Below are 24,265 nucleotides of genomic sequence, written 5' to 3'. Positions count from 1 at the left end.
GATGTTCGGCTCGACACTTCTCTTCGCACTGCTTGCCGCGGTCGCCGCGGGAGCGCTCGCCTATGCGCTGCTCTATGACAGGATCGCGGACGGCAAGGCCCAGGACCGCCGGCTGAGCAGCGTCAAGCAATCCGCAACCACGGCATCGAGCAAGAAGGCCGCCCGTGACCGCGCCGCCGAACTTCAGAAGCGGCGCAAATCGCTGCAGGACAATCTGAAGGATCTGGAAGACCGTCAGAAGCTGCGGGAGAAAAACCAGAAATCGCCACCCTTGCGCATCTTCCTGGCCCAGGCCGGGCTGAGCATGAGCGTCGAGCGTTTTTATCTTTTTTCCGCCGTGGTGGGGCTGGTCATCACGCTCGCCGCCATCCTTTTCGGCGTGCCGCTCTGGCTTGCGCCCGGTGTGCTTTTGGCGGGCGGCGTCGGCTTGCCGCGATGGTTCGTCGGCATGAGGCGCAGCCGCCGCATCAAGGCGTTTCTGGAGGAGTTCCCCAACGCGCTCGACGTCATCGTCCGTTCGGTGCGCTCCGGCCTGCCGCTCAATGACGGCTTGCGGCTCATCGCCAGCGAAGCGCGCGAGCCGGTGCGAAGTGAATTCCGCCGCGTCGTCGAGGCGCAGCAAATGGGCCTTGCGATCCCCGACGCGGTGGGCAAGATGCCCGATTCCATGCCCTGCCCGGAAGCGAATTTCTTCGCCATCGTCATCCAGATCCAGTCGCAGGCCGGCGGCAATCTTTCCGAAGCGCTGGGCAATCTCTCGCGCGTGCTGCGCGACCGCAAGAAGATGAAGGCGAAAGTGAGCGCGCTGTCGATGGAAGCGAAGGCCTCCGCCGCAATCATCGGCGCGCTGCCCTTCATCGTCACACTCCTCATCTATCTCACCAGCCCGCAATATATCATGCTGCTCTTCACCAGCGGGACGGGACATATGCTGCTCGGCATCTCCGGCGTGCTGATGCTGACAGGCATATTTGTCATGCGCAAGATGATCAATTTCGACATGTAGGGGATCGGCTCATGACACTGCTTACTCGCTTCGCCGACCCACAATTCCTCGTTGCGGCATTCGTAAGTGTCGCCGTATTTATGACACTGGTATCCGTGCTTTTGCCGCTCTTTAGCCAGAATCAACTGCGATCCCGCATGAAAACCGTGGCATTGGAGCGCGATGCGATCCGCACCCGCGAGCGTGCCAGAATGGCTGCCGAGGGCGAGAAGCGCCGCGGCCTGCGCCGTGCGCAGAAACCGGGCATCCGCGATTTCGTCGAGAAGCTCGACCTGAAGCGCGCGCTGGCCGATGAGAAGACAATCGCGGCCCTCAGCAATGCCGGCTTCCGCGGCCAGAACCCGCTCAACGTCTTCCTGTTCCTGCGCTTCGTGCTGCCCTTCGCCACTTTCATATTGACGGCGTTTTATATTTTCGGGCTCGGCCTCCTGTCCGACCAGCCTTTCTTCCTGCGCGTCATCATCTGCATCTTCGGCGCCTATGCCGGGTTCTACGCGCCCAACCTCTACGTCTCCAACCGCGCCGCCAAGCGCAAGCAGTCGATCCAGCGCGCCTGGCCCGACGCGCTCGACCTTATGCTGATCTGCGTGGAATCGGGCATGTCCACGGAAGCCGCCTTCCGCAAGGTGTCGGAGGAAATCGGCATCCAGTCGGTGGAACTGGCGGAAGAATTCGTGCTCACCAATGCGGAATTATCGTTCTTGTCCGACCGCCGGCAGGCCTATGAAAACCTCGCCAACCGCACGGGGCTGGAGCCGGTGAAGTCAGTCATGCAGGCTCTGATTCAGGCCGAACGCTACGGCACGCCCGTCGCTCAGGCGCTGCGGACACTTTCTCAGGAAAGCCGCGACATGCGCCTGAACGAAGCGGAAAAGAAGGCCGCCGCCCTGCCTCCCAAGCTCACCGTGCCGATGATCCTGTTCTTCCTGCCGGTGCTCTTCATGGTCATCCTCGGCCCCGCCTTCATCCAGATCAGCGCGCAGGGCGGGCTGTTCGGTCAGTAGGCGCTTTAGCTTTTCGGCTTGTCCTTCAACATGTTCCACGAATTCTGCTGGGCCAGCATGGCGCGTAAGTATTGAATGTTGGCTTCGGCCTGCTGCGGGGAAAGCTCGCGGCGGGCGATGGCTTCGGCTTCCTGGAAGCGGCCTTGCAGACCCACCGCCAGCGCGAGGTTCTGCCTGACGCGGCTATCGGCGCCGGGCGCCATGGCGGCATTGCGCATGTAGTTTTCGGCGGACTTGAGGTCGCCAGTCAGCATGTAGGACATGCCGAAATTCGAGAGGATCGATGCCTCGTTCGGCTGGATTTCGAGCGCGCGGCGGTAGAGTGCGCGGGCGCCTTCGGGTTGGCCCATCTGGTCGAGGATCGCCCCTTCGGCGGAGAGAAGCCTCCAGTCGGGATAGGCCGGCGTCTGCGCCCGGCGCACCGCATCGAGCGCCGCCTCCAGCTCGCCCGCGCTCGCCAGCGATTTGCCATAGGCAGCGAGCACCTGCCGGTCCTGCGGATAGGCAATGGCCAACGCGCGCATCACCGCCAGCGCCTGGTCGTTGCGGCCCGTCATGCCGAGCACATTGGCATAGGCGAGCGCCACGGGCTTGTTCTTCGGGTCTTTCTGATATTGCAGGCCGTAACTGCGCACGGCTCCAGCCAGTTCAAGGTTGTTCATCTGCTCGATGGGACGCGCCGAAGCAACGCGGGCGATGGAGCCGGTCGTGGTCCGGTCGGTCGTGGTGCAGCCGGCAACGCCCGCCGCAAGAACCACCACCATCGCCGAAAAAACAAAATGGCCCCGCCTGGCCGCGCCGATCGCCCCGATGCTCATTTCCCGCCGCTCCGAAACCGGTTCCGGCTTTTTGCCGCAAACCGCCCACATAGTTCCTGAAAAGAGAAATATTCTGTTAACCCTAACAGATGATTAAGAAATGGCCGAGCATGATCCCGGAAAGTTGCAGACTTTCCGGACAAGATCATGCGGCTAAAATATTTGTTTGGGTGTATGCCTCGTATCGTGATTACGGAATAAAAGGTCTCTGCCATGCCCGTTGACATCTCCGCCCATAAAACTGCCGAAAGCCGCCCGGTCTGGCTGGTCACGAAAGACGGCTTCGACCGTCTGCGCCTGCCGGAACATGCCGTTGCATGGGCGCGCGCCAATGGCTTTACCGGGCAGGCGGGGCAGCTTCTCACCGTACCCGACGGCACAGGCGGCATTGCGGGCGCGCTGTTCGGCACCGAAAAGCCCGGCAAGGACGGCCAATCGCGCCTTCTGCCCGGCAAGCTCGCACGGACCCTGCCGGAAGGTGCCTGGCATATCGATGGCACGGTGGAAGACGGCGACCTTCTCGCGCTCGCCTTCCTCATGGGCGGCTACAGCTTCGACCGCTATCGCATGAAGCCGGAGAAGGGAAACGTCGTTCTCGTTCTGCCCGAAGGCGTAGAGGAAGCGGAGACACGGCGCATCGCCGCCGGTGTCACGCTCGCCCGCGACCTCATCAACACCCCCGCCAACGATATGGGGCCGGAAGCGCTGGAGGAAGCCGCGCGCAAGCTCGCAACGGCCCATGGCGCTGAAATCGCGGTGACGGCGGGGCAGGAGCTTCTGGACCGCAATTTTCCGATGATCCACGCCGTCGGCCGCGCGGGTGCGCAAGCGCCACGGCTCATCGACCTTATCTGGGGCGACAAGGATCACCCGAAGGTCACGCTTGTCGGCAAAGGCGTTTGCTTCGACACGGGCGGTCTCGACATCAAGCCGGCGAGCGGCATGCTGTTGATGAAGAAAGACATGGGCGGCGCGGCCAATGTGCTGGGCCTCGCCCATATGATCATGGATGCGGAACTGCCCGTCCGGCTTCGTGTGCTGATCCCGGCGGTGGAAAATTCCATTGCAGGCAACGCCTTCCGGCCCAGCGATATTCTGAAAAGCCGCAAGGGCATTACAGTCGAAATCGGCAATACCGATGCCGAGGGCAGGCTGGTTCTGGCCGACGCGCTGGCGCTGGCCGACGAGGAAGAGCCTGATATGCTCGTCGACATGGCGACGCTGACCGGAGCGGCGCGCGTGGCGCTGGGACCCGACCTGCCGCCCTTCTATACCGACGATGAGGGTTTTGCCGGTGAAATGGCTAATGCCGCCCATGCTGTGGCCGATCCCGTCTGGCGCATGCCGCTCTGGACGCCCTATGAGAAGAAGCTTTCCTCCCGCGTCGCCGACATCAACAATGTAACGACCGATGGCTTCGCCGGCTCGGTGACGGCGGCGCTTTTCCTCCGCCGCTTTGTCGAGAAGGCCCACGTCTGGAGCCATTTCGATATTTTCGGCTGGACGCCTGTGGAAAAGCCCACCGCGCCCGTCGGCGGTGAGGCGCAGGCGATACGCGCCCTTTACCATCTCTTGAAGCAGCGGTTCCCGGGAGCATGACGCTGCTTGCATAAGCGCGGCAAAGGCGGTTGGATGATACGGAGCCGAAACGATATGGTTTCCCATGCCCGTCGAGCTGAAGCCGCTGCAGGCGCTGACATTGTTGAAGACCGTGGCCCTCGCCGAAGTGCGCGACGAGATGCCCGATCTCACATGGCGGCAACTGGCAATATTGCTGACGATCTATCTGGAGCCGCCGCCCCATACGGTGCGGGGGCTCGCGGCGAAGCTTGACGTGACGAAGCCCGTCATCACCCGGGCGCTCGACACGATGGGCGCTCTGGGTCTTGTCTCGCGGCACCGCGATGAGAAAGATCGCCGCAATGTGCTGGTAAAGAGAACCGTAAACGGCGCGCTCTATGTAGAGCGGCTGGGCGATCTGGTGATAAACAAATCAAGGGAACTGCCATTATGAGCCTCGACCGTCGTCTCCACGCCTACCGCCCCGATCTTGCCGACATAAGGCTGGAGGGCCAGGTGGAAGCGGAGCGCTTTGTTGAGGGCAAGCCCATGCGCACCGCCCTGCCGGTGGTGGACCTGCGCGGCAAGCCAAGCCTCGAGAGCGGCCCGCAGACACAGCTTCTGTTCGGTGATGACGTCATGGTCTTCGATGAGGCCGATGGCTGGTGCTGGATGCAGGCGGTGCGCGACGGCTATGTCGGCTATGTCACGAATTCCTCGCTCGAACAAATGCGCGGCGAGCCGACCCATGTGGTGAACGTTCCGCGCACCTTCGTCTATCCGGGGGCAGACCTTCGCTTCCCACACACGCACGCACTGTCGCTCGGCTCCCGCCTGACCGTTGTGGGCGAGGCGGAAACGCGTGGAACGCAGTATTCTCTTCTCGAAAACGGTGAAGCGGTCATCGCCCGGCACCTTTCGCCCGCCGGTCAATATGCCGAGGATTTCGTTGCCGTCGCCGAAACCCTGCTCCAAACCCCCTATCTCTGGGGCGGCACATCCGGCTTCGGCGTCGATTGCTCGGGGCTGGTGCAACTCTCCATGCGCATGGCGGGCAGGGACGTGCTGCGCGACAGCGACATGCAGGCCTCGACCATCGGGACGATCATTGAGCCCGACGCCGATTACGGCAATCTCAGGCGCGGCGACCTTGTCTTCTGGAAGGGGCATGCGGCGATTGTGGCGGATGAAAGCACGCTCATCCACGCCAGCGGCCATACGATGACCGTCACCTATGAGCCGCTGCGCGAGGCGATAGAGCGGATCGCGTATCTTTATGAATATCCGACGGTGGTGAGACGGCCGTGAGGGTGAAGGGGTACGTATGCGCCCCCATTGAATTATTCATTAAAGCATTTCACATGTAGGTGGAGGTGCGTGGCGGCTCACCCTCTTATCGTTGCGACCGCGTCACCGTAGAGGAATGGATCCCAGTGACAAGCACTGGATGACGCAGTGGAGATGTTTTTCCCGCTATTGGATAGGTTTCTGCCAAGTGGAGAGGCTGCAGGGTTTGCGTGCCAACAGCCAAGCAACCCGTCATCCCAGTGCTTGTCACTGGGATCCATTCCTCGGCGCTTCCATGACAACAACGGTTCCAAAAACCGGATTTCAGGCAATTCCGTCAAAAGTCGACTTACCCCCTCTCCGGCAACACCCTGTCCGGCGGCCTGTGCCCGTCTACGAAGGCGCGGATGTTGATGATCACGCGGTCGCCCATGTCGGTACGCCCTTCGATGGTGGCGGAGCTCATATGGGGCAGGATCACCACCTTGCCCTCGGCTGCGAGGCGGGCGAGGCGCGGGTCGATGGTCGGCTCGTGCTCGAAGACGTCGAGACCGGCGCCGGCAAGCTTGCCCTGCTCGATCTGTTCGATGAGCGCATTCTCGTCGATGATCTGACCGCGCGCGGTGTTGACGAGATAGGCGGTCGGCTGCATCAGCGCGATGCGTCTTGCCGAAAGCAGGTGGAATGTCGCAGGCGTCGACGGGCAATTGACCGAGATGATGTCCATGCGCGCCAGCATCTGGTCGAGGCTCTCCCAATAGGTGGCCTCCAACTCCTCCTCGACACGCTGGCTGACTCTGTGCCGGTTGTGATAGTGAATCGAGAGGCCGAAGGCCTTGGCGCGCCGCGCCACTGCCGTGCCGATGCGGCCCATGCCGATAATGCCGAGGCGTTTGCCCCAGATGCGGCGGCCCAGCATCCAGGTCGGCGACCAGCCCGGCCATTTGCCGGTTTCGCTGAGCACGTTCACCCCCTCCACCAGACGGCGCGGGGCGGCGAGGATCAGCGCCATGGTCATGTCGGCCGCATCCTCGTTCAGAACATTCGGCGTATTGGTCACCATGATGCCGCGTTTGGCGGCGGCGGAGACATCGATATTGTCGACGCCATTGCCGAAATTGGCGATAAGCTTCAGATTCGGTCCCGCTTCGTCGATGACCGACTCATCGATGACATCGCTGATGGTGGGGACAAGGACGTCGGCCTCCTTCATCGCCCCGATGAGTTCGTCCGGGGACATGGGGCGATCGTCGATATTGAGCCGGGTGTCGAAAAGCTCGCGCATGCGCGTTTCGACCGGATCGGGAAGCTTCCGCGTGACGACGACCAAAGGCTTCTTTCTTATCGGCATGTCCACCTCTTGAAACCGGCCACCCCTGCTCCTTGGCCTGCACATTAATTTTGCCTTAACCAAACAGGTTGAAGCCTCCTTAACCACGGAGAGTGCAGACTATGATCCTGTCTACCAAGGCGGCGCGCCAAAGACAAAGAAAAACAGGGGCCGGCATCATCGCCGGAACGACACCCGAAAAGACGTGACGGCAGAACCGGCGAGGACGGATTTGTACAAGGATTTTAAGCTGCGTTCCCCCTTCTTTCTGGCGGGGGTTGTTTTCCTGTTGCTGATGGGCATGCCGCTCGCCAGCCCCGGACATTCCCATGCCGCGGCGGCCGATCCCGCCCCCGGCACGGTTCTGGGGCCGAGTGGCCTGCCGTTGCCGCGCTTCGTCAGCTTGAAGCCCAGCAAGGTGAATTTGCGCGTCGGCCCGGGCCGCCAATATGCCGTTTCGTGGCTGTTTCAGAAGTCCGGCCTGCCGGTTGAGATCATCCAGGAATATGACAATTGGCGCCGTATCCGCGACGCCGATGGCGCGGAGGGCTGGGTCTACCAGTCATTGCTGTCAGGCAAGCGCACGGGCATCGTCGCGCCGTGGAAGAAGAACGACCCGAAGACGCTTCTGAGTTTATATTCCGGCCCGAGCGAGACCACGAACCTCGTCGCCCGCGTCGAGCCGGGCGTGATCGGCACCCTGAACGAGTGCGACGGCGAATGGTGCGAGTTCAAGATAGATCGCGTCAGCGGCTGGATAAAGCAGCGCGAACTCTGGGGCGCCTATCCGGGGGAGAAGTTTGATTAGGGCGTTTCTTTCTTTGGCGCGGTGCGCAATCGGATGAAGGGCTGGGCGTTGCCATCAGCATATTCGGCTAGCCCCATCATCTGCCGGCAGTAATCGTCGTTACTGGCCCTTCCGCCTCAACCGCACGATAATATCGACATTGGCGATCTCCATGCCTTCGGGCGGCTCGGGCAGGTTGCCGACGACCGGCTGGCCCTTGGGGCCGTTGGGAATGTCGATGACAGTGTTTTCGCCTTCGATGAAGAAGTGCTGGTGGTCGGACGTATTGGTGTCGAAATAGGTTTTCGAACCCTCGATGGCGATCATGCGCAGCATGCCCGCCTCGGTGAACTGGTGGAGCGTGTTGTAGACGGTCGCGAGCGATACCGGCACGTCGGCGCCCACCGCTTCCTCATGCAACTGCTCGGCGGAAAGATGCCGGTCCCCTTGTGCGAAGATCAGGCTGGCCAGCGCGATGCGCTGCCGCGTCGGGCGCAGGCCCGCATGGCGAAGACGATCCTCTATATGGGTAGCGTGAGCGGGGTTTATGTGCACGGCCTTCCGTCAATTCGTTTCAAATCTGGTCAAAAACGCCGCAGGCGGTTGCCGATGGCGTATCAGGATTGATATATGCCCTCGCGAGACAACGATCAATAGCGTTTCCTTGGGCGCATAAAGGCCGGGAAAAAGCCGTTGACCCGGTTTTACTGTTGGAAACACTCCGGTTAAGGATGTGTCAATATTTCAGGCAGCCGCGATGCGGCCTGGGACGAATGAATGGGAGACATGATGGCAGAGCGTAAATCGAGCTTCGGGTATGAGGAACTCCTCGCCTGCGCGCGCGGCGAAATGTTCGGCCAGGGCAACGCGCAATTGCCCGCGCCGCCGATGCTGATGTTCGATCGGATCACCGAGATTTCGGAAGAAGGCGGCGAGAACGGCAAGGGCTATATCCGCGCCGAGTTCGATATCAAGCCAGACCTCTGGTTCTTCCCGTGCCATTTCATCGGCGATCCCGTCATGCCCGGCTGCCTCGGCCTCGACGCCATGTGGCAACTGACCGGCTTCTTCCTCGGCTGGCTCGGCGAGCCCGGCAAGGGTCGCGCCATCTCCACCGGCGAGGTGAAATTCTCCGGCATGGTGACCCCCAAGACCAAGCTCGTCGAATATGGTATCGACTTCAAGCGAGTGATGCGCGGACGCCTCGTGCTCGGCATCGCCGATGGCTGGCTGAAAGCCGATGGCGAGACCATATACAAGGCGAGCGATCTGCGCGTCGGTTTGTTTAAAGAAGCAGCCGTCTAGCCGGATCAGGGCCGAGGCAGGGACAGGCGCAAAGGAGAAACGCGATGCGGCGTGTGGTCGTCACCGGAATGGGGATCGTATCCTCGATTGGAAACAATACCCAGGAGGTTCTCGCCTCGCTGCGTGAGGCGAAATCCGGCATTTCGCGCGCGGAAGATTATGCCGCGCTCGGCTTCCGGTGCCAGGTGGCAGGCGCGCCGCAGATCGATGTCGAGTCGCTGGTCGACCGCCGCGCCATGCGTTTCCATGGCCGGGGAACGGCATGGAACCACATCGCCATGGACCAGGCGATCCTTGATGCGGGCCTCGACGAGAGCGAAGTCTCCAACGAGCGCACCGGCATCATCATGGGCTCGGGCGGCCCTTCGACGCGCACCATCGTCGAATCCGCCGATATCACCCGTGAGAAAGGCCCGAAGCGGGTCGGCCCCTTCGCGGTCCCCAAGGCGATGAGCTCCACCGCCTCGGCGACGCTCGCGACCTTCTTCAAGATCAAAGGCATCAACTATTCCATCTCGTCGGCCTGCGCGACATCCAACCATTGCATCGGCAATGCCTATGAGATGATCCAGTACGGAAAGCAGGACCGCATGTTCGCCGGTGGCTGCGAGGATCTGGACTGGACGCTTTCAGTGCTCTTCGACGCCATGGGCGCGATGTCCACCAGGTACAACGATCGTCCCTCCACCGCCTCCCGCGCCTATGACAAGAACCGCGACGGCTTCGTCATCGCCGGCGGCGCGGGCGTAGTGGTGCTGGAGGAACTGGAAGTTGCCAAGGCGCGCGGCGCCAAGATCTATGGCGAGATCGTCGGTTATGGCGCGACTTCAGACGGCTACGACATGGTGGCCCCCTCGGGCGAGGGGGCGGAGCGCTGCATGAAAATGGCGCTCTCGACCGTCAAGGAAAAGATCGACTACATCAACCCGCACGCCACTTCGACGCCCGCCGGCGACGCGCCGGAGATCGAGGCGATCCGCCGCGTGTTCGGCTCGGGCGAGAATTGTCCGCCGATCGCGGCGACGAAGTCGCTGACCGGCCATTCGCTGGGCGCGACCGGCGTGCAGGAGGCGATCTACTCGCTCCTGATGATGCAGAATGACTTCATCTGCGAGAGCGCCCATATCGAGGAACTGGATCCCGCCTTTGCCGACATGCCTATTGTCCGCAAGCGCATCGACAATGCTCGCCTGAACACGGTCCTGTCGAATTCCTTCGGATTCGGCGGAACGAATGCGACGCTGGTATTCCAGCGCTACTAGAGCATGATCCCGAGCCGGAGGCCGGCGCAGCAAAAGGCTGCAGGCTTTTCGGAGAAGATCATGCGGCGAAACAAAGGCTGAGCTGACCGAGAGGAATGAGTATGGAAGGTTTGATGAAGGGCAAGCGCGGCCTCATTATGGGCGTCGCGAACAATCACTCGATCGCATGGGGCATTGCCAAGCAATTGGCCGCCCATGGCGCCGAGCTTGCGTTCACCTATCAGGGCGATGCGCTGGGCAAGCGGGTGAAGCCGCTGGCCGCGCAGGTCGGCTCCGATTTCGTTCTCCCCTGCGATGTGGAGGACATCGCTACCGTCGATGCCGTTTTCGCCGAGATCGAAAAGCGCTGGGGCAAGATCGATTTCCTCGTTCATGCCATCGGCTTTTCCGATAAGAGCGAGCTGAAGGGCCGTTATGCTGACGTGACCACGCGCGAGAATTTCAGCCGCACCATGGTGATCTCGGCCTTTTCCTTCACGGAAGTGGCCCAGCGCGCCGAAAAGCTGATGAAGGATGGCGGCTCGATCCTGACGCTGACCTATGGCGGCTCGACGCGCACCATCCCGAACTACAATGTCATGGGCGTGGCTAAGGCAGCGCTCGAGGCGATGGTGCGCTATCTCGCCGCCGACTACGGGCCGCAAGGCATCCGCGTCAATGCGATCTCCGCAGGCCCCGTGCGCACGCTCGCCGGCGCCGGTATCGGCGACGCCCGCGCCATCTTCAACTATCAGCGCCGCAACGCGCCTCTGCGCCGCACCGTCGATATCGACGAGATCGGCAATTCGGCGCTCTATTTGCTGTCCGACCTTTCCAGCGGCGTGACAGGCGAAGTCCATTTCGTCGATTCGGGCTACAACATCGTCTCCATGCCGACGCTGGACGAGCTGAAGAAGACGGACGAGAACGGCGACTGAGGGTAGGGGCTTAAAGCGGTTCTTGTTTGATGGAATCGCCAAGCGCCCTCGCCCTTCGAGGCTTCGTTCCGCTGCGCTCCACTACACGCCTCAGGATGAGGGCTACTGCGGCGTTGCGGACCCTTCATCCTCATGGTGAGGTGCGAATGGAGCGCAGCGGAATTCGCCTCGAACCACGAGGATGAAGGGCGCACAGTTGTTTCCGTATCGATATGAAATGTTCCAGGAAGCATCGCTATGAGCCATCCCGACGAAACCCTGCTTTCCGGGCCTGAACTGGAGCGCTATGCCCGGCATATCGTGCTGCGCGAGATCGGCGGTCCCGGACAGCACAAGCTGAAGCGCGCCCGCGTGCTGGTGGTGGGCGCGGGCGGCTTGGGTGCTCCCGTGCTGCAATATCTGGCGGCGGCGGGTGTCGGCACGCTGGGCATCGTCGATGACGACCGCGTTTCGCTCTCCAACCTGCAAAGGCAGGTGGTCCATGACACCGGTAGCGTCGGCGAATTGAAGACGACAAGCGCCGCGCAAAACATCGCCCGCATCAATCCGCATGTGAAGGTGGAGACGCACACCCTGCGGCTCGATGCGGACAATGCCGAGGCGCTGATTGCCAATTATGACGTCATCGCCGACGGCTCGGACAATTTCACCACACGCTACATCGTCGCCGATGCCGCCGCTGCCGTGAAAAAGCCCTTGGTGACCGCCGCCATCGGGCGCTTCGACGGTTCGCTGACAGTGCTGAAACCCTATGAGACGGATGGCGAGGGCAGGCCGAACCCCTCCTACCGCGACCTTTTCCCCGAAGTCCCTCCGCCAGGACAGGTGCCCACCTGCGCCGAAGCCGGTGTTCTGGGCGCGCTGCCCGGCATCCTCGGTTCCCTGCAAGCGATGGAGATCATCAAGCTCGTCGCAGGTATCGGCAAGCCGCTCGTCGGCAGGTTGTTGCTCTATGACGGGCTGGCGGCGCGGTTCGAGACGATCAATTATAGTAGTGAGTAGTGAGTAGTGAGTAGTGAGTAGTGAGATAGAGAATCAGATTATCTACCTCACTACTCACTACTCACTACTCACTACTCACTACCTCACTGACCTTTTACTGCCTCACCCCATTCGCCACTTCCATGCGGAATGCCGCCGCCATCAGCGCCTTGGTGTAATCCTCCTTGGGCCGCGCGAAGATTTCCGACGCCGGGCCATATTCCACCGCCTTGCCGTTGCGCATGACGAGCACGTCGTTGGCGAGCGCCCGCACCACTTTCAGGTCGTGGCTGATGAAGAGGTAAGCAAGGCCGTGCTTCTTCTGCAATGAGCGCAGTAAATCCACCACCTGCGCCTGCACGCTCATGTCGAGCGCGGAAGTAGGCTCGTCCAGCATGACGAAGCGTGGGTTGAGGACCATCGCCCGGGCAATGGCGATGCGCTGGCGCTGGCCGCCGGAGAATTCGTGCGGATAGCGGAAGCGGGTGTCGGGATCGAGATTGACCTCCTCCAGCGCTGCCACCACACGCGCGTCACGCTCATCGGGGGAGAGGCGCGGCTCATGCACCTTCAGGCCTTCCGCGATGATCTCGGCGATGGACATGCGCGGGCTCAGCGAGCCGAACGGGTCCTGGAAAACGATCTGCAATTCGCGCCTGAGCGGCCGCATCTGTTTGAAGCTCAAGCCCTCGATCTCGCGTCCCTCGAAGCGGATATCGCCCTGGCTGGAGATCATGCGCGAGAGCGCCAGCCCAAGCGTCGTCTTGCCCGAGCCCGATTCGCCGACGACGCCCAGCGTCTGCCCGGCGCGGATGGTCACATCGATCCCGTCCACCGCCTTCACATGGTCAACCGTGCGGCGCAGGAAGCCTTTTTTGATTGGGAACCAGACCTTGATGTCTCGCCCTTCCATGACGGAAGGCGCTTTGGGGTTGGCCGGCGGCGGCTTGCCCTTCGGCTCGGCGGCAAGCAGATGCCGCGTATATTCATGCTGCGGATTGTCGAAGATTTCCTGCGTCGGCCCCGTCTCGACGATCTTGCCATTGGTCATCACGCAGACCCGGTCGGCGATCTTGCTCACGATGCCCAGATCATGCGTGATGAACAGCATCGACATGCCCTGCTTGGCCTTGAGATCCGCCAGAAGCTCGAGAATTTGCGCCTGCACCGTCACGTCGAGCGCGGTGGTCGGCTCGTCGGCAATGAGCAGCGCCGGCTTGTTGGCGAGCGCCATGGCGATCATCACGCGCTGCCGCTGCCCGCCCGATAATTGATGCGGATAGGCGTTGAGGCGCTTTTCCGGCTCGCGGATGCCGACCTCGTGGAGAAGCTCCAACGTACGCGCCCGCGCGGCCTTGTCACCCATGCCCTGATGAATCCTGAGCGTCTCGCCCACCTGCCGCTCGATCGTGTGCAGCGGGTTGAGCGAGGTCATCGGCTCCTGGAAGATCATCGAGATGTCATTGCCGCGCACCCTGCGCAGGTCGCGCTCGTCCTTGTCCAGGAGATCGTTGCCCTCGAACAGGATCTGCCCGGAGGGATGGCTGGCCGAGGGGTAGGGCAGCAGCTTCAGGATCGACAGCGCCGACACCGACTTGCCCGAGCCTGATTCGCCCACCAGCGCCACCGTCTCCCCCTTGTCGACATCGAAGGAGATATGATCGACCGCAATCCTCTCCTTGCCGTCCTGGGTGAAGGCGATGGAGAGGTCACGGACGGAGAGGAGGGGGGATTTCTTCATGCGCGGTCGCTCAGGATGGATTGGAGGATATCGGATGAAAGGGTGACGATCTTTAGCGACTGGGATGATTTGGGAGTCTCAAACCGAAGATTTGCTATTTCGATTTCATTCGGAATCTTCTTGTCGGCGGAAAGGAAATGGCTGCAACCGAAGCTGATCGCCGTAGACAGATGTATCGCGTCCGGTAGCTTCACACGAGGATAATGACATCGGACGAGCGCAGCACGCCGGAGGACGTCCTGCGTTACCGGCATTACATCCAGCCAAACGCTGCCTTGCATTATCCAGTTCTCATAAAGCTGGATTAATTCGTCATTTCCTTCGCGATAGGGCAGCACCAGCAATTCAGCCAGCGTGAATTCGCTCGTACAGAGGATTGGCGCTCCACTCGGTGTTCGAACGTCGGCGGTTTTATAAAACCGCCGGCGCCAATCGTTTTTTCCCTCCGCCATCTCGATGAAAACGTTTGTATCGAGATAGAGACGTTCAGTGGGTTCCATCAATCATCCCACTCGTCACGCAGTTCCCTGATCCTTGCAACGGCTTCTTCGGTGGTGACAGTGCGTTTTAGCGTTTTCCTTACACGCTCGATTTGCTCTTCTAATTCCTTGGCGTTCCTCGGCCCGCGCGTTTCCGGCTCCGGCTCGACTGTTACCCGCACCAGCGCGTCATCAGGCAATCCCATGCGCAATTCGGCGGGCAGTTTCGATGCCCGGTAATGCTTGATTGTGACACCCATGGCTTCAGACCCCGTGTTTCGCTGGGGTAATATAGTCGATTGCGTCCCTCATTTGAACGCTTTTCGCGGATCGAAAGCATCGCGGGTCGCTTCGCCTATGAAAATCAGCAGCGACAGCATCAGCGAAATGACGATGAAGCCGCTGATGCCGAGCCAGGGCGCCTGCAGATTGTTCTTGCCCTGCGCCAAAAGTTCGCCCAGCGAAGGCGAGCCGGGCGGCAGGCCGAAGCCGAGGAAATCGAGCGAGGTGAGCGTCGTGATCGAACCGTTGAGGATGAAGGGCAGGAAGGTCAGTGTCGCCACCATGGCGTTGGGTAAGAGGTGGCGGCGCATGATCGTGCCGTTGGGGACACCCAGCGCCCGCGCCGCGTTGACATATTCGAAATTGCGCGCCCGCAGGAATTCCGCCCGCACCACGCCGACAAAGGCCACCCACGAGAAAAGCAGCATGATGCCGAGCAGGATCCAGAAGCCCGGCGGCAGCACCGCGGCGATGATGAGCAGGAGATAGAGCACCGGGATCGATGACCAGATTTCTATGAAGCGCTGGAAGAGGAGGTCCACCCAGCCGCCGAAATAGCCCTGTATCGCGCCCGCAGTCACGCCGATAAGCGCGGACGCCGCCGTCAGAATCAAGCCGAACAGCACCGATATGCGGAAGCCGTAGAGCATCCGGGCGAAGACGTCGCGCGCCTGGTCGTCGGTCCCGAGCAGGTTCCAATTGCCGAAGACGCAGTTCTCGTCATTGACGCCTTTCGGATAGCGCTGGCAGCGCTCCTCCTTGGTATAAAGCCAGAAGGGTTTCGACGGCGCGGCCTCGGGAATGTCGTTATTGACTGTGCGGTAGGAATAGCGGATCGGCGGCCAGATCATCCAGCCATGCGCCTTGATCTCATCCGATATGACAGGATCGCGATAATCGGTGACGGCATAGAACCCGCCGAATTTCTCTTCCGGATAATCGACCAGCACCGGCGCCAGCAGCTCGCCCTTGTAATAGGCGAGGATCGGCTTGTCGTTGGCGATGAACTCCGCGAAGAGCGAGGCGATGAACAGGATGAGGAACAGCCAGAGCGCCCACCAGCCGCGGCGGTTCGCCCTAAAGTTCTTCCAGCGCCGCTGGTTGAGCGGCGAGAGCCATGGCCGGCGCACGGGAGGCGTGGTTTCGATATTTGCCGCAGCTTTCGCCATCAGACATCCCTCCGCTCGAAATCGATGCGCGGATCGATCCACGTATAGAGAAGGTCGGAGAGCAACCCGACCAGCAGGCCCAGCAGCGAGAAGATGTAGAGCGTGGCAAAAACCACGGGATAATCGCGGTTGAGCACCGACTGGTAGCCGAGCAGCCCCAGCCCGTCGAGCGAGAAGATCGTCTCGATCAGGAGCGAGCCGGTGAAGAAGGCGGAAATGAACGCGCCGGGGAAACCGGCGATGACGATGAGCATGGCGTTGCGGAAGACATGGCGATAAAGCACCTGCCGCTCCGTCAGGCCCTTGGCCCGCGCCGTCGTCACATATTGCTTGCGGATCTCTTCAAGGAAGGAATTCTTGGTCAGCAGCGTTGTCGTGGCGAAGGCTGAGAGCACCAGCGCGGTGACCGGCAGCGCGATGTGCCAGAGATAATCGGTGATCTTGCCCCAGAGCGACAATTGCTCGAAATCCGCCGAGGTCAGGCCCCGCAAGGGGAACCAGTCGAAGAACGAGCCGCCCGCAAAGAGCACGATCAGCAGGATGGCGAACAGGAAGCTCGGAATGGCGTAGGCGACGATGATGACGGCGCTGGTCCACACATCGAAATGCGAGCCGTCCTTGATCGCCTTGCGGATGCCGAGCGGGATCGAGATGGCGTAGGACAGGAAGGTCAGCCACAGGCCCAGCGAGATTGAAACCGGCATCTTCTCGAGGATCAGGTCGAGCACGCTGATGTCCCGGAAATAGGAGCGCCCGAAGTCGAAGCGCAGATAATTCCACAGCATGTCGAAGAAGCGCTCGAGCGGCGGCTTGTCGAAGCCGAACTGCTTTTCCAGGCTGGCGATGAATTGCGGGTCGAGCCCCTGCGCGCCGCGATATTTGGAATTGATGGCGCTTGAGTCGAAATTGTTGCCCTGGCCCATATCGCCGCCACCGCCGGAGAGGCGGTCGAGCGCGTCGCCGCCCTGGCCGGAAAGTTGCGCGAGCACCCGTTCGACCGGGCCGCCGGGCGCGAACTGCACCACGGCAAAGGATATGGCCATGATGCCGAACATGGTCGGGATCATGAGCAGCAGGCGGCGCAGGATATAGGCGCCCATCAGATATTCATTCCCGATTTATCGCGGTTTCGTTCAAGCCTTGCCAATAGCCCGTGCCTTTTCTTCATCCACCCACCATAGCGTCTCCACCGGAAATCCGTAATCGGGTTTCGGCTCCTTGAAGCCGAACCTGTCCCAATAGGCAACCAGGTGATTCGCCGAAGTCCAAGTTGGAATCCAGTCGCGCTTGAGACGCAAGAGGCGATCAAACACCTGTAGGATCGGCACGAGCTCCGCGCGCGAGGTGACCTTGCCCACGTCCGCAATCAAAGCGTCGATCACTGGATCGGCGGTTCCTGGATAGTTTCTTGTGCCCGGCATACCCGCGGATTGGGAAGAAAACATGGAACTCAGCGAATCCTGCGCCGGCGTCGCCGCCATGATCACCGCCATACCCACCATGTCGAAATCGAAGCTCTGGGTGCGCGCCTGATATTGCACCGGGTCGACCAGCCGCACCGATGCATTGATGCCGATGGCCTGCAGATTCTGCACGAAGGGATTGTAGATCCGCAGAAACCCTTCCGAATCGGTCAGGAGTTCGAGATCGAAGGGCTTGCCGTTCCTATCCGTGAAGCGCCCGTTCTCCCGCTTGAAGCCCGCCTGCGTCATCAGGTCGATGGCCCGGCGGAAGAGCTTGCGGTCACGGCCCGAGCCGTCGGAAACCGGCATGGTCACCACTTCGCCGAAAATCGCCTCCGGCACCCGGTCGCGATAGCGCTCCAGAATGACGAGCTCGGCGGGAGAGGGCTTTCCCTTCGCCTCGAAATCGGAGCCGTCGAAACAGGATTGCGAGCGCTGGTATAAGCCGTAGAACAAATTCTTGTTCGTCCACTCAAAATCGAAGCAGAGCGTGATCGCCTCTCGTACGCGCGGATCGCGGAAGCGCTCGCGCCGCTGGTTTACTGCCCAGGCCTGCATGCTGGGCCGCTTCTCGCGCGGAAACGTGCGCTTCACCACCCGCTTGTCGAGAATCGCGGGAAAATTATATTCCGTCGCCCAGAACTTCGACAAGCTTTCCCATCGCCAGTCGAGCACACCCTTCTTGAACGCCTCGAACTCCGGCTGCCGGTCGCGGTAGAACTCGATGCGGATCCGGTCGAAATGATAAAAGCCCCTGTTAACGGGCAGATCGCGCGCCCAATAGTCCTTGTTGCGCTCATATTCGATGAATTGCGCCGCGGAAAAGCGCCCTACTTTGTACGGTCCCGAGCCGAGCGGCGGCTCCAGCGTGGAGGCGGAAAAATCACGGGTCGCGTACCAGGCTTTTGAAAGGATGGGCATCCCCGCCGCGTCGAGAATGGCTCGCGCGGAATGCTCCGGCGAAAAGATAAGGCGCAACGTATGCGCATCCTCGGCCTTTGCCTCTTCGAGCGCCGACAGCGCCAGAAGCAGTTCCGGATGGCCTTTTTCCTTGAGTGTCTGATAGCTGAACGCAACGTCCTCGGCGGTGAGCGGCGTCCCATCGGCAAACCGCGCTTCCGGCCGCAGCTTGAAAATATAGGATTTGCGGTCTTCCGCGATGGTCACGCTCTGCGCAACCAGACCGTAAAGAGCGTCGGGTTCGTCTAGCGCGGAGGTCATCAGCGAATCGAAGCAAAGCTCCATGCGCGGCGGCGCATCGCCCTTGTTGGAGAAAGTGTTCAGCGTGTTGAAGGTCCGCGTGCTCTGGTTGTAGGACCAGTAATACGGGCTGAAGGTGAAGGTCCCGCCCTTGGGCGCTTCCGGGCTGGCATAGTCGAAATGCGAGAAGCCGGCGGGATATTTCAGCTCCCCGAATGCGGAAAGCCCGTGCAGTGGTCTGCCCGTTGGCGTATCGGCAAAAGCCCGCCCCGGCAGGAAGGCGGCAATTGCCGCACTGCCGGAGAGGGCGAGAAACGAGCGCCTGTCGAGCATCGGTCTGGCCCCTGCAGGATGGTCCGCCAGCATGTGGCCCTCACCCCCCGTTCGTCTTCAGCGCCTTTTCCTTGGCGGGATCGATCCACCAGGAGAAGGGGTCGATACCCGAATAGTCCGGCTGTTTTTCCGGGATCCCGAACTTGTTCCAATAGGCGACGTCCATCTTTTCCGGATACCAATGTGGCACGACGTAATAGTTCCACAGCAGCACCCGGTCGAGCGCATGGGTAGCGGCGACCAGTTCATCACGATCCTTGGCATAGACCACCCGGTCGATCAGCTTGTCGATCGCCGGGTTTTTGATGCCGGAATAGTTCTGGCTTCCCTTGAAATCGGCGGCAGCGGTGCTCCAGTGCTCGCGCTGTTCATTGCCGGGCGAATTGGTTTGCGGAATAATCGCCGACATCACATCGTAGTCGAAATCTCTCAACCGCGTTTGGTACTGCGCTGCGTCCACGATGCGCACCGTCGCGCGGATACCAACCCGGCGCAGATTGTCGACGAAGGGGTTGATGACTTTTTCGTCGCTCGGATCATCGGCTAAAAACTCGATGGTAAACGGCCTGCCGTTCTTGTCCAGAAGAGCGCCGTCCTTGAGCGTGTACCCCGCCTCCCGAAAAAGCTGCATGGCGCGGCGCAGATTGTCCCGCGTCGCTTGCGGCGTATCGAAGACCGGCAGCTTGAATTCCTTGGTGAACACCTCCGGCGGCACCTGATCCCGAACGGTCTCGAGGATTTCCAGTTCCTTTCCTGTCGGGAGGCCACCTTTCAAGGCAAGATCGTTACCGGCCCAATAGCTTTCGATCCGCTTGTATCGGTTGAAGAACAGCAGCCGGTTCATCGACTGGAAGTCGAAGACCCAGTTCAGCGCCTCGCGCACGCGCCGGTCGCTGAATTTCTCGCGGCGTGTATTCAGGAAATAGCCCTGTATCCGCCCCATCGCGTGATAGGGGAAGGATGCCTTGATCACATCGCCACGCTGGGCGGCGGGGAAATTATACTCCTGCATCCAGCGCGCGCTGATATTCTCCACCCGGTAATCGTAGAGACCGCCTTTCTTGAAGGCTTCCCATGTCGCGTTGCCATCAAGGAAATACTCATACTTCAAACGATCGAAATTGTAGCGCCCGACATGAATAGGCAAATCCTTGGCCCAATAATCCGGAACCCGTGCCCACACGATCGATTTGCCGGGGATTGCTTTTTCGATTTTATACGCGCCGGAGCCGAGCGGAATTTCCAGCGTCGGGCGCGAGATATCGCGCTTTTTGCCGCTGGCATCGGTGCCTTCCCACCAATGTTTCGGCAGCACGGCGAGCTGGCCCATGATCTGCGGCAATTCGCGATTGCCCTTTTGCGAGAAAGTGAATTTGACCTCGCGCTCCCCGGTCTTTTCCGCCTTCACCGCATCGGCGTAATATTTGTTGTACATCGGCGATTGCTTTTTAAGCGTCTCGAACGACCAGATCACGTCTTCCACCGTGATTGGCTTGCCGTCATGCCACCGCGCGGCTGGATGGAGGCGAAATTTCACCCAGGAGAAATCATCCGGATATTGCGTTGCCTCGGCGATGAGTCCGTAGCTGGTGGATCCTTCCTCTGTCGAATCCGTCATGAGCGTGTCGTAGAGCATTCCGCCGCCGAAATCGACGAGTCCCGCAGCGGGGACGCCCTGCACGACAAACGGATTGAGCGTGTCGAAGCTGCCGACCGCTACTTGATTGAGCGTCCCGCCTTTAGGTGCCTCGGGGTTTACATAGTCATAATGCTTGAAATCAGCCGGATATTTCGGTTCGCCGAGGAGACTGCTGGCGTGCCGCCATTTGGGCTCGGAATCTTGTGCGTTTCCATATGTCGAAAACCCAGCCACCAAAGCCAGCGCCATCGCGCCTGCCAGCATAACCCTCATGCCTTGCCTCTCCTAGGATCCTAACCGTAAGGCCAGACTAATGTCTTTTGCGGAGGAAGAAAGGCGCTAGCCAAGGAAAAATGAAAAAAGCCGGGAAGTTCCCGGCTTTTCAAGAGGATTGGCTTGAAACCGCCCTTACTGCTTCGGCGCTTCCTGCCCGGCTGGAGCAGCGGGGGCGGGCTGTTCGCCTTGCGTCGGGTCGACGTTTCCGGCGGGGTTGCCGGTTCCGCCGCCGGGCTGGCCGCCTTCGTTCTCCGGTTTTTCCGTTTCGGTCGCAGGCTTCGCCGGCTCGCCTTCGGCAGGCTTGGCATCTTCAGCCGCCGGCAGCGGCGCGGGGTTGTCGGCGAGCGTGCGCAGATAGGCGATGAGGTCGGCGCGCTCCTGGTCGTTTTTGTCGCCGGCAAAGCCCATCGCCGTGCCCTTCACATAGGTCTTCGGCGAGGTGAGGAAGCCGTTGAGATGCTCGTAGTCCCAGACCTTGGCGGTCTTGGCGAATTCCTTCATGGCGGCGGAATAGCTGAAATCGGACACCGACGCGATCGGACGGTTCACGATATCCCACAGATGCGGGCCGACCTTGTTCGGGCCACCCTTTTCGCCGCTATGGCAGGCCAGGCAGCGCTTGAAGACGGTTTCGCCCTTCTTGGGGTCGGCGTTTTGCAGCAGCGTCGCGATCGGAACAGCCGCGGCGGCAGGTTTTTCCGGCGTGGCGGCAGCGGTTTCCAGCGGCTGGATATTATAGCCTTCCTTTTCCGGCTTCGGGCTGTCGAAAATGACGTCGGAGAGAAGGCTGACGGACATCATGACGAAAACCGCCGCCAGAAATGCCCCTGTATATTTATAGGCTTGTGATTCCATCGACTGTCAGCGCTCCCCCTTGCGAGAGTCCAATGTTCCGGAGGCGCAGGCGCTCCAAGGCTGGAACCGGTCCCCTCCATGTCCAAGATGGCGCGGAAACTAGGTCTTTTGCTTCTTTCATGCAACACCTATAAGGGCGCTGAACCCCGTGACTTTTTGACACTTTCAGCAGATGTCGATGACCCAGATCATGAAAACCCTTGTCCTCATTCCGTCCCGCCTGGCCTCGACCCGTCTGCCGGGCAAGCCGCTGGCGGATATTGCCGGAAAGCCGATGATCGTCCATGTCGCCACGCGGGCGAGCGCGGCGGGGCTAGGCCGCACGGTCGTCGCCACCGACAGCGAGGAAATTGCCGTTGCGGTCCGTGCCCATGGCTTCGAGGCGGTGATGACCCGCTCCGATCACCAATCCGGCTCCGACCGCATTTACGAGGCGCTGCAGACGCTCGACCCGCAGGGCGAAGTGGAAGCCGTCATCAATGTCCAGGGCGACCTGCCGACCATCGAGCCGGAGATTATCGCCAAGGCCCTGCAGCCGCTTGCCGAAGGCCCCGCTGACATCGCGACCCTGGGCGTGGAAATCACCGAGGAGAGCGAGAAGACCGCGCCGAGCGTGGTCAAGATCGTCGGCTCGCCGCTTTCGGAAAAGCGCCTGCGCGCGCTCTATTTCACCCGCGCCACCGCTCCCTGGGGCGAGGGGGCGCTCTATCATCACATCGGGCTATATGCCTATCGCCGCTCCGCGCTGGAGCGATTTGTGGCAATGGGACCCTCGCCGCTCGAGCGGCGCGAGAGCCTGGAGCAGCTGCGCGCGCTGGAGGCCGGCATGCGCATCGATGTCGAGATCGTCAAATCCGTGCCGCTCGGCGTCGATACGCCCGCGGATCTGGAGCGGGCGCGGGCTATTCTGCAGAGCATGTAAGAGAAAGACACCAAAATGACGGGCAAGACCAACAGGATCTCATTTCAGGGCGAGCCGGGCGCAAATTCCGATACGGCCTGCCGCAACATGTTCCCGGACATGGAGCCGCTGCCTTGCCCGACTTTCGAAGATGCGTTCAACGCGGTTGAGACGGGCGCGGCCGACCTTGCCATGATCCCCATCGAGAACACCATCGCCGGGCGCGTCGCCGATATCCACCACCTGCTGCCGCAATCGCGGCTCCATATCGTCGGCGAATATTTCCTGCCCATCCGCTTCCAGTTGATGGTGCTGCCGGGAGTGAAGCTCGATGAGATCAAGACGGTCCACAGCCACATCCACGCGCTCGGCCAATGCCGCAACATCATCCGCAACAATGGCTGGAAGCCTGTCGTGGCGGGCGATACGGCGGGCGCGGCGCGTCTCATCGCTGAACTCGGCGACCGGAGCATGGCGGCGCTCGCCCCCCGCCTCGCCGCCGATCTTTACGGCCTCGACATCGCGGCGGAGAATGTCGAGGACATGGAGAACAACATCACCCGTTTCGTCGTGCTCACCAAGACGGAAGAATGGGCGCCGGTGCCTACGGACGGCAGCCGCATCGTCACCACCTTCGTCTTCCGGGTGCGCAACGTCCCCGCCGCGCTCTACAAAGCCATGGGCGGCTTCGCGACGAACGGCGTCAACATGACCAAGCTTGAAAGCTACCAGATCGGGGGCACCTTCACCGCCACGCAGTTCTATGCGGACATCGAAGGTCACCCGGAGGAGCGTCCCGTGAAGCTGGCGCTGGAGGAACTGGCGTTCTTTTCGAAGGAGATGCGCATTCTGGGCGTCTACCCGGCCAACCCGTTTCGCGATACGCAGCAGCAGCCGGCGGAGTAGCGCTACGCCTTTCCCTCCCCCTTGCGGGGAGGGTGGCCCGAAGGGTCGGGTGGGGGTGGTGACGTATACGCCATTGTCTCCAGCAAAAGCGCACCCGTCACCACCCCCATCCGCCCGCTGACGCGGGCACCTTCCCCGCAAGGGGGAAGGAGGGCGCCAGGGTTTACAGCGCCTTCCTTATCGCGCCGATAAACGCCTCGGCCTCTTGCTTGTCATAGGCCTCCCGCGTCCCATATCCCCACACCGGCCCGGGCCAGCCCGCATCGCCGCTGTTGCGCGCTATGACGTGAATATGCAGCTGGCGCACGATGTTGCCGAGCGCGCCGGTGTTGATCTTCTCGCAGCCCGTCACCGTCTTCAGCGCCTGGGCGGCAATGCCCGTCTCGAAGGTGAGCATCGTCTGGTCGAGTGGCGTCAGGTCGATGATTTCAGCCATGTCAGGCCGCTGCGGCACGAGGATGAGCCAGGGCCAGCGGCGGTCGTTCATGAGCCGCAAATCGCAAAGGCCGAGCCTTGCGATGGAGAATGTATCGGCGGCGAGCCTGTTATCGAGCGTGAAACCTGTCATGGACATTGAAATAGCAGTTTTTTTGAGCCTTGGCTTGCTTTTTGCGTCGCTGTAGCCGATATGAGGCGTGGGAGGTTGGTGGTGGACGAGCCACTCGCCAACCGGGTCAGGTCCGGAAGGAAGCAGCCCTAACGAGCCGGGCACGGGTCACCGTGCCAGCCTCCCACCCTTCTCCTTTTGGAATATGCGGCAAGGA

General features: G+C 61.2%; 24 protein-coding genes and 1 other RNA gene. 13 read left to right on the top strand and 12 right to left on the bottom strand.

Annotation, left to right across the window (positions count from 1 at the left end; translation table 11 throughout):
- Position 1 precedes the first annotated feature (1 nt).
- Positions 2–1,006 carry a type II secretion system F family protein gene (locus tag IEX53_RS08295; RefSeq protein WP_188823510.1) on the top strand — a complete coding sequence of 335 codons (1,005 nt, stop codon included), beginning with the start codon at positions 2–4 and terminating at the stop codon, positions 1,004–1,006.
- 11 nt (positions 1,007–1,017) lie between these two features.
- Positions 1,018–2,010 carry a type II secretion system F family protein gene (locus tag IEX53_RS08290; RefSeq protein WP_188823284.1) on the top strand — a complete coding sequence of 331 codons (993 nt, stop codon included), beginning with the start codon at positions 1,018–1,020 and terminating at the stop codon, positions 2,008–2,010.
- A gap of 5 nt (positions 2,011–2,015) precedes the next feature.
- Here IEX53_RS08290 and IEX53_RS08285 read toward each other — a convergent pair whose 3' ends face one another.
- On the bottom strand, positions 2,016–2,828 hold the full coding sequence (locus IEX53_RS08285) for a tetratricopeptide repeat protein (RefSeq protein ID WP_188823281.1): 813 nt from the start codon (positions 2,826–2,828) through the stop codon (positions 2,016–2,018).
- Between the two features lie 213 nt (positions 2,829–3,041).
- Between IEX53_RS08285 and IEX53_RS08280 the strand changes: the two genes are divergently transcribed.
- The 3 genes from IEX53_RS08280 (at position 3,042) to IEX53_RS08270 (ending at position 5,696) form a co-directional block, all read left to right on the top strand.
- Positions 3,042–4,427 carry a leucyl aminopeptidase family protein gene (locus IEX53_RS08280; RefSeq protein ID WP_188823279.1) on the top strand — a complete coding sequence of 462 codons (1,386 nt, stop codon included), beginning with the start codon at positions 3,042–3,044 and terminating at the stop codon, positions 4,425–4,427.
- A 64-nt stretch (positions 4,428–4,491) separates the two neighbouring features.
- Complete coding sequence (locus tag IEX53_RS08275) at positions 4,492–4,842, top strand: MarR family transcriptional regulator (protein WP_188823277.1); 351 nt, start codon at positions 4,492–4,494, stop codon at positions 4,840–4,842.
- On the top strand, positions 4,839–5,696 hold the full coding sequence (locus tag IEX53_RS08270) for a C40 family peptidase (protein WP_188823275.1): 858 nt from the start codon (positions 4,839–4,841) through the stop codon (positions 5,694–5,696). Before IEX53_RS08275 ends, IEX53_RS08270 begins: the two co-directional genes overlap by 4 nt.
- 328 nt (positions 5,697–6,024) lie before the next feature.
- Here the strand turns inward: IEX53_RS08270 and IEX53_RS08265 are convergent, their stop codons facing one another.
- Entirely contained in the window at positions 6,025–7,026 is a 1,002-nt protein-coding gene (locus tag IEX53_RS08265; protein WP_188823273.1) for a 2-hydroxyacid dehydrogenase, read from the bottom strand.
- A 211-nt stretch (positions 7,027–7,237) separates the two neighbouring features.
- Between IEX53_RS08265 and IEX53_RS08260 the strand changes: the two genes are divergently transcribed.
- Positions 7,238–7,813, top strand: coding sequence for an SH3 domain-containing protein (locus tag IEX53_RS08260; RefSeq protein ID WP_373288608.1), 576 nt, complete (start codon positions 7,238–7,240; stop codon positions 7,811–7,813).
- Between the two features lie 99 nt (positions 7,814–7,912).
- On the opposite strand, the gene irrA is transcribed toward IEX53_RS08260, so the two are convergent.
- Complete coding sequence (gene irrA / locus IEX53_RS08255) at positions 7,913–8,347, bottom strand: iron response transcriptional regulator IrrA (protein ID WP_188823271.1); 435 nt, start codon at positions 8,345–8,347, stop codon at positions 7,913–7,915.
- A gap of 234 nt (positions 8,348–8,581) precedes the next feature.
- Here irrA and fabA point away from each other — a divergent pair, with 234 nt between their 5' ends.
- From fabA to IEX53_RS08235, 4 genes are all read left to right on the top strand, one after another.
- Positions 8,582–9,097, top strand: a complete 516-nt coding sequence (fabA, locus tag IEX53_RS08250; protein WP_188823506.1) for a 3-hydroxyacyl-[acyl-carrier-protein] dehydratase FabA — start codon at positions 8,582–8,584, stop codon at positions 9,095–9,097.
- Positions 9,098–9,141: 44 nt separating this feature from the next.
- A complete protein-coding gene (fabB, locus tag IEX53_RS08245) occupies positions 9,142–10,359 on the top strand; it encodes a beta-ketoacyl-ACP synthase I (protein ID WP_188823269.1) in 1,218 nt (405 codons plus the stop codon).
- Positions 10,360–10,460: 101 nt separating this feature from the next.
- A complete protein-coding gene (fabI, locus tag IEX53_RS08240; RefSeq protein ID WP_188823268.1) occupies positions 10,461–11,276 on the top strand; it encodes an enoyl-ACP reductase FabI in 816 nt (271 codons plus the stop codon).
- A 237-nt stretch (positions 11,277–11,513) separates the two neighbouring features.
- Positions 11,514–12,278: a molybdopterin-synthase adenylyltransferase MoeB gene (locus tag IEX53_RS08235; protein WP_188823265.1), complete on the top strand. Its 765-nt coding sequence runs from the start codon at positions 11,514–11,516 to the stop codon at positions 12,276–12,278.
- A 94-nt stretch (positions 12,279–12,372) separates the two neighbouring features.
- Here IEX53_RS08235 and IEX53_RS08230 read toward each other — a convergent pair whose 3' ends face one another.
- The 8 genes from IEX53_RS08230 to IEX53_RS08195 all read right to left on the bottom strand — a co-directional run bounded on the left by IEX53_RS08230 (position 12,373) and on the right by IEX53_RS08195 (position 21,694).
- Positions 12,373–13,998, bottom strand: coding sequence for an ABC transporter ATP-binding protein (locus tag IEX53_RS08230; RefSeq protein ID WP_188823263.1), 1,626 nt, complete (start codon positions 13,996–13,998; stop codon positions 12,373–12,375).
- Complete coding sequence (locus tag IEX53_RS08225) at positions 13,995–14,498, bottom strand: type II toxin-antitoxin system VapC family toxin (protein WP_188823261.1); 504 nt, start codon at positions 14,496–14,498, stop codon at positions 13,995–13,997. Before IEX53_RS08225 ends, IEX53_RS08230 begins: the two co-directional genes overlap by 4 nt.
- Positions 14,498–14,737: a hypothetical protein gene (locus tag IEX53_RS08220; RefSeq protein ID WP_188823259.1), complete on the bottom strand. Its 240-nt coding sequence runs from the start codon at positions 14,735–14,737 to the stop codon at positions 14,498–14,500. The genes IEX53_RS08225 and IEX53_RS08220 overlap by 1 nt, the downstream gene beginning before the upstream one ends.
- Positions 14,738–14,785: 48 nt before the next feature.
- On the bottom strand, positions 14,786–15,928 hold the full coding sequence (locus tag IEX53_RS08215) for an ABC transporter permease (protein WP_188823257.1): 1,143 nt from the start codon (positions 15,926–15,928) through the stop codon (positions 14,786–14,788).
- Positions 15,928–17,028 carry a microcin C ABC transporter permease YejB gene (locus IEX53_RS08210; protein ID WP_188823255.1) on the bottom strand — a complete coding sequence of 367 codons (1,101 nt, stop codon included), beginning with the start codon at positions 17,026–17,028 and terminating at the stop codon, positions 15,928–15,930. Before IEX53_RS08210 ends, IEX53_RS08215 begins: the two co-directional genes overlap by 1 nt.
- Positions 17,029–17,061: 33 nt before the next feature.
- A complete protein-coding gene (locus tag IEX53_RS08205) occupies positions 17,062–18,957 on the bottom strand; it encodes an extracellular solute-binding protein (RefSeq protein WP_236016095.1) in 1,896 nt (631 codons plus the stop codon).
- A gap of 7 nt (positions 18,958–18,964) precedes the next feature.
- The gene (locus IEX53_RS08200; RefSeq protein WP_236016104.1) at positions 18,965–20,812 is read right to left on the bottom strand and encodes an extracellular solute-binding protein; all 1,848 of its coding nucleotides are present in this window, start codon (positions 20,810–20,812) and stop codon (positions 18,965–18,967) included.
- A 159-nt stretch (positions 20,813–20,971) separates the two neighbouring features.
- Positions 20,972–21,694, bottom strand: a complete 723-nt coding sequence (locus tag IEX53_RS08195) for a c-type cytochrome (protein WP_188823251.1) — start codon at positions 21,692–21,694, stop codon at positions 20,972–20,974.
- A gap of 178 nt (positions 21,695–21,872) precedes the next feature.
- Here IEX53_RS08195 and IEX53_RS08190 point away from each other — a divergent pair, with 178 nt between their 5' ends.
- Positions 21,873–22,616 carry a 3-deoxy-manno-octulosonate cytidylyltransferase gene (locus IEX53_RS08190; RefSeq protein ID WP_188823249.1) on the top strand — a complete coding sequence of 248 codons (744 nt, stop codon included), beginning with the start codon at positions 21,873–21,875 and terminating at the stop codon, positions 22,614–22,616.
- Positions 22,617–22,631: 15 nt separating this feature from the next.
- Positions 22,632–23,501, top strand: coding sequence for a prephenate dehydratase (locus IEX53_RS08185; RefSeq protein ID WP_188823248.1), 870 nt, complete (start codon positions 22,632–22,634; stop codon positions 23,499–23,501).
- A gap of 163 nt (positions 23,502–23,664) precedes the next feature.
- Here IEX53_RS08185 and IEX53_RS08180 read toward each other — a convergent pair whose 3' ends face one another.
- A complete protein-coding gene (locus IEX53_RS08180) occupies positions 23,665–24,069 on the bottom strand; it encodes an HIT domain-containing protein (RefSeq protein ID WP_188823501.1) in 405 nt (134 codons plus the stop codon).
- Positions 24,070–24,139: 70 nt separating this feature from the next.
- Here IEX53_RS08180 and ffs point away from each other — a divergent pair.
- Positions 24,140–24,236: signal recognition particle sRNA small type (ffs, locus tag IEX53_RS08175), an RNA gene on the top strand.
- The last annotated feature ends 29 nt before the right edge of the window (positions 24,237–24,265 follow it).

It is taken from the genome of Paramesorhizobium endophyticum (assembly GCF_014640615.1).
Lineage (GTDB): Bacteria > Pseudomonadota > Alphaproteobacteria > Rhizobiales > Rhizobiaceae > Paramesorhizobium > Paramesorhizobium endophyticum.
The sequence above is the reverse complement of the archived record's forward strand: the minus strand, read 5'-3'. Positions and strand labels throughout refer to the sequence as shown.

Excerpts from the sequence above, each read along its gene's own strand:
- IEX53_RS08295 (WP_188823510.1), top strand. The coding sequence starts at position 2 with ATGTTCGGCTCGACACTTCTCTTCGCACTGCTTGCCGCGGTCGCCGCG.
- IEX53_RS08290 (WP_188823284.1), top strand. The coding sequence starts at position 1,018 with ATGACACTGCTTACTCGCTTCGCCGACCCACAATTCCTCGTTGCGGCA.
- IEX53_RS08285 (WP_188823281.1), bottom strand. The coding sequence starts at position 2,828 with ATGAGCATCGGGGCGATCGGCGCGGCCAGGCGGGGCCATTTTGTTTTT.
- IEX53_RS08280 (WP_188823279.1), top strand. The coding sequence starts at position 3,042 with ATGCCCGTTGACATCTCCGCCCATAAAACTGCCGAAAGCCGCCCGGTC.
- IEX53_RS08275 (WP_188823277.1), top strand. The coding sequence starts at position 4,492 with ATGCCCGTCGAGCTGAAGCCGCTGCAGGCGCTGACATTGTTGAAGACC.
- IEX53_RS08270 (WP_188823275.1), top strand. The coding sequence starts at position 4,839 with ATGAGCCTCGACCGTCGTCTCCACGCCTACCGCCCCGATCTTGCCGAC.
- IEX53_RS08265 (WP_188823273.1), bottom strand. The coding sequence starts at position 7,026 with ATGCCGATAAGAAAGAAGCCTTTGGTCGTCGTCACGCGGAAGCTTCCC.
- fabA (WP_188823506.1), top strand. The coding sequence starts at position 8,582 with ATGGCAGAGCGTAAATCGAGCTTCGGGTATGAGGAACTCCTCGCCTGC.
- fabB (WP_188823269.1), top strand. The coding sequence starts at position 9,142 with ATGCGGCGTGTGGTCGTCACCGGAATGGGGATCGTATCCTCGATTGGA.
- fabI (WP_188823268.1), top strand. The coding sequence starts at position 10,461 with ATGGAAGGTTTGATGAAGGGCAAGCGCGGCCTCATTATGGGCGTCGCG.
- IEX53_RS08235 (WP_188823265.1), top strand. The coding sequence starts at position 11,514 with ATGAGCCATCCCGACGAAACCCTGCTTTCCGGGCCTGAACTGGAGCGC.
- IEX53_RS08230 (WP_188823263.1), bottom strand. The coding sequence starts at position 13,998 with ATGAAGAAATCCCCCCTCCTCTCCGTCCGTGACCTCTCCATCGCCTTC.
- IEX53_RS08225 (WP_188823261.1), bottom strand. The coding sequence starts at position 14,498 with ATGGAACCCACTGAACGTCTCTATCTCGATACAAACGTTTTCATCGAG.
- IEX53_RS08220 (WP_188823259.1), bottom strand. The coding sequence starts at position 14,737 with ATGGGTGTCACAATCAAGCATTACCGGGCATCGAAACTGCCCGCCGAA.
- IEX53_RS08215 (WP_188823257.1), bottom strand. The coding sequence starts at position 15,928 with ATGGCGAAAGCTGCGGCAAATATCGAAACCACGCCTCCCGTGCGCCGG.
- IEX53_RS08210 (WP_188823255.1), bottom strand. The coding sequence starts at position 17,028 with ATGGGCGCCTATATCCTGCGCCGCCTGCTGCTCATGATCCCGACCATG.
- IEX53_RS08205 (WP_236016095.1), bottom strand. The coding sequence starts at position 18,957 with ATGCTGGCGGACCATCCTGCAGGGGCCAGACCGATGCTCGACAGGCGC.
- IEX53_RS08200 (WP_236016104.1), bottom strand. The coding sequence starts at position 20,812 with ATGGCGCTGGCTTTGGTGGCTGGGTTTTCGACATATGGAAACGCACAA.
- IEX53_RS08195 (WP_188823251.1), bottom strand. The coding sequence starts at position 21,694 with ATGGAATCACAAGCCTATAAATATACAGGGGCATTTCTGGCGGCGGTT.
- IEX53_RS08190 (WP_188823249.1), top strand. The coding sequence starts at position 21,873 with ATGACCCAGATCATGAAAACCCTTGTCCTCATTCCGTCCCGCCTGGCC.
- IEX53_RS08185 (WP_188823248.1), top strand. The coding sequence starts at position 22,632 with ATGACGGGCAAGACCAACAGGATCTCATTTCAGGGCGAGCCGGGCGCA.
- IEX53_RS08180 (WP_188823501.1), bottom strand. The coding sequence starts at position 24,069 with ATGACAGGTTTCACGCTCGATAACAGGCTCGCCGCCGATACATTCTCC.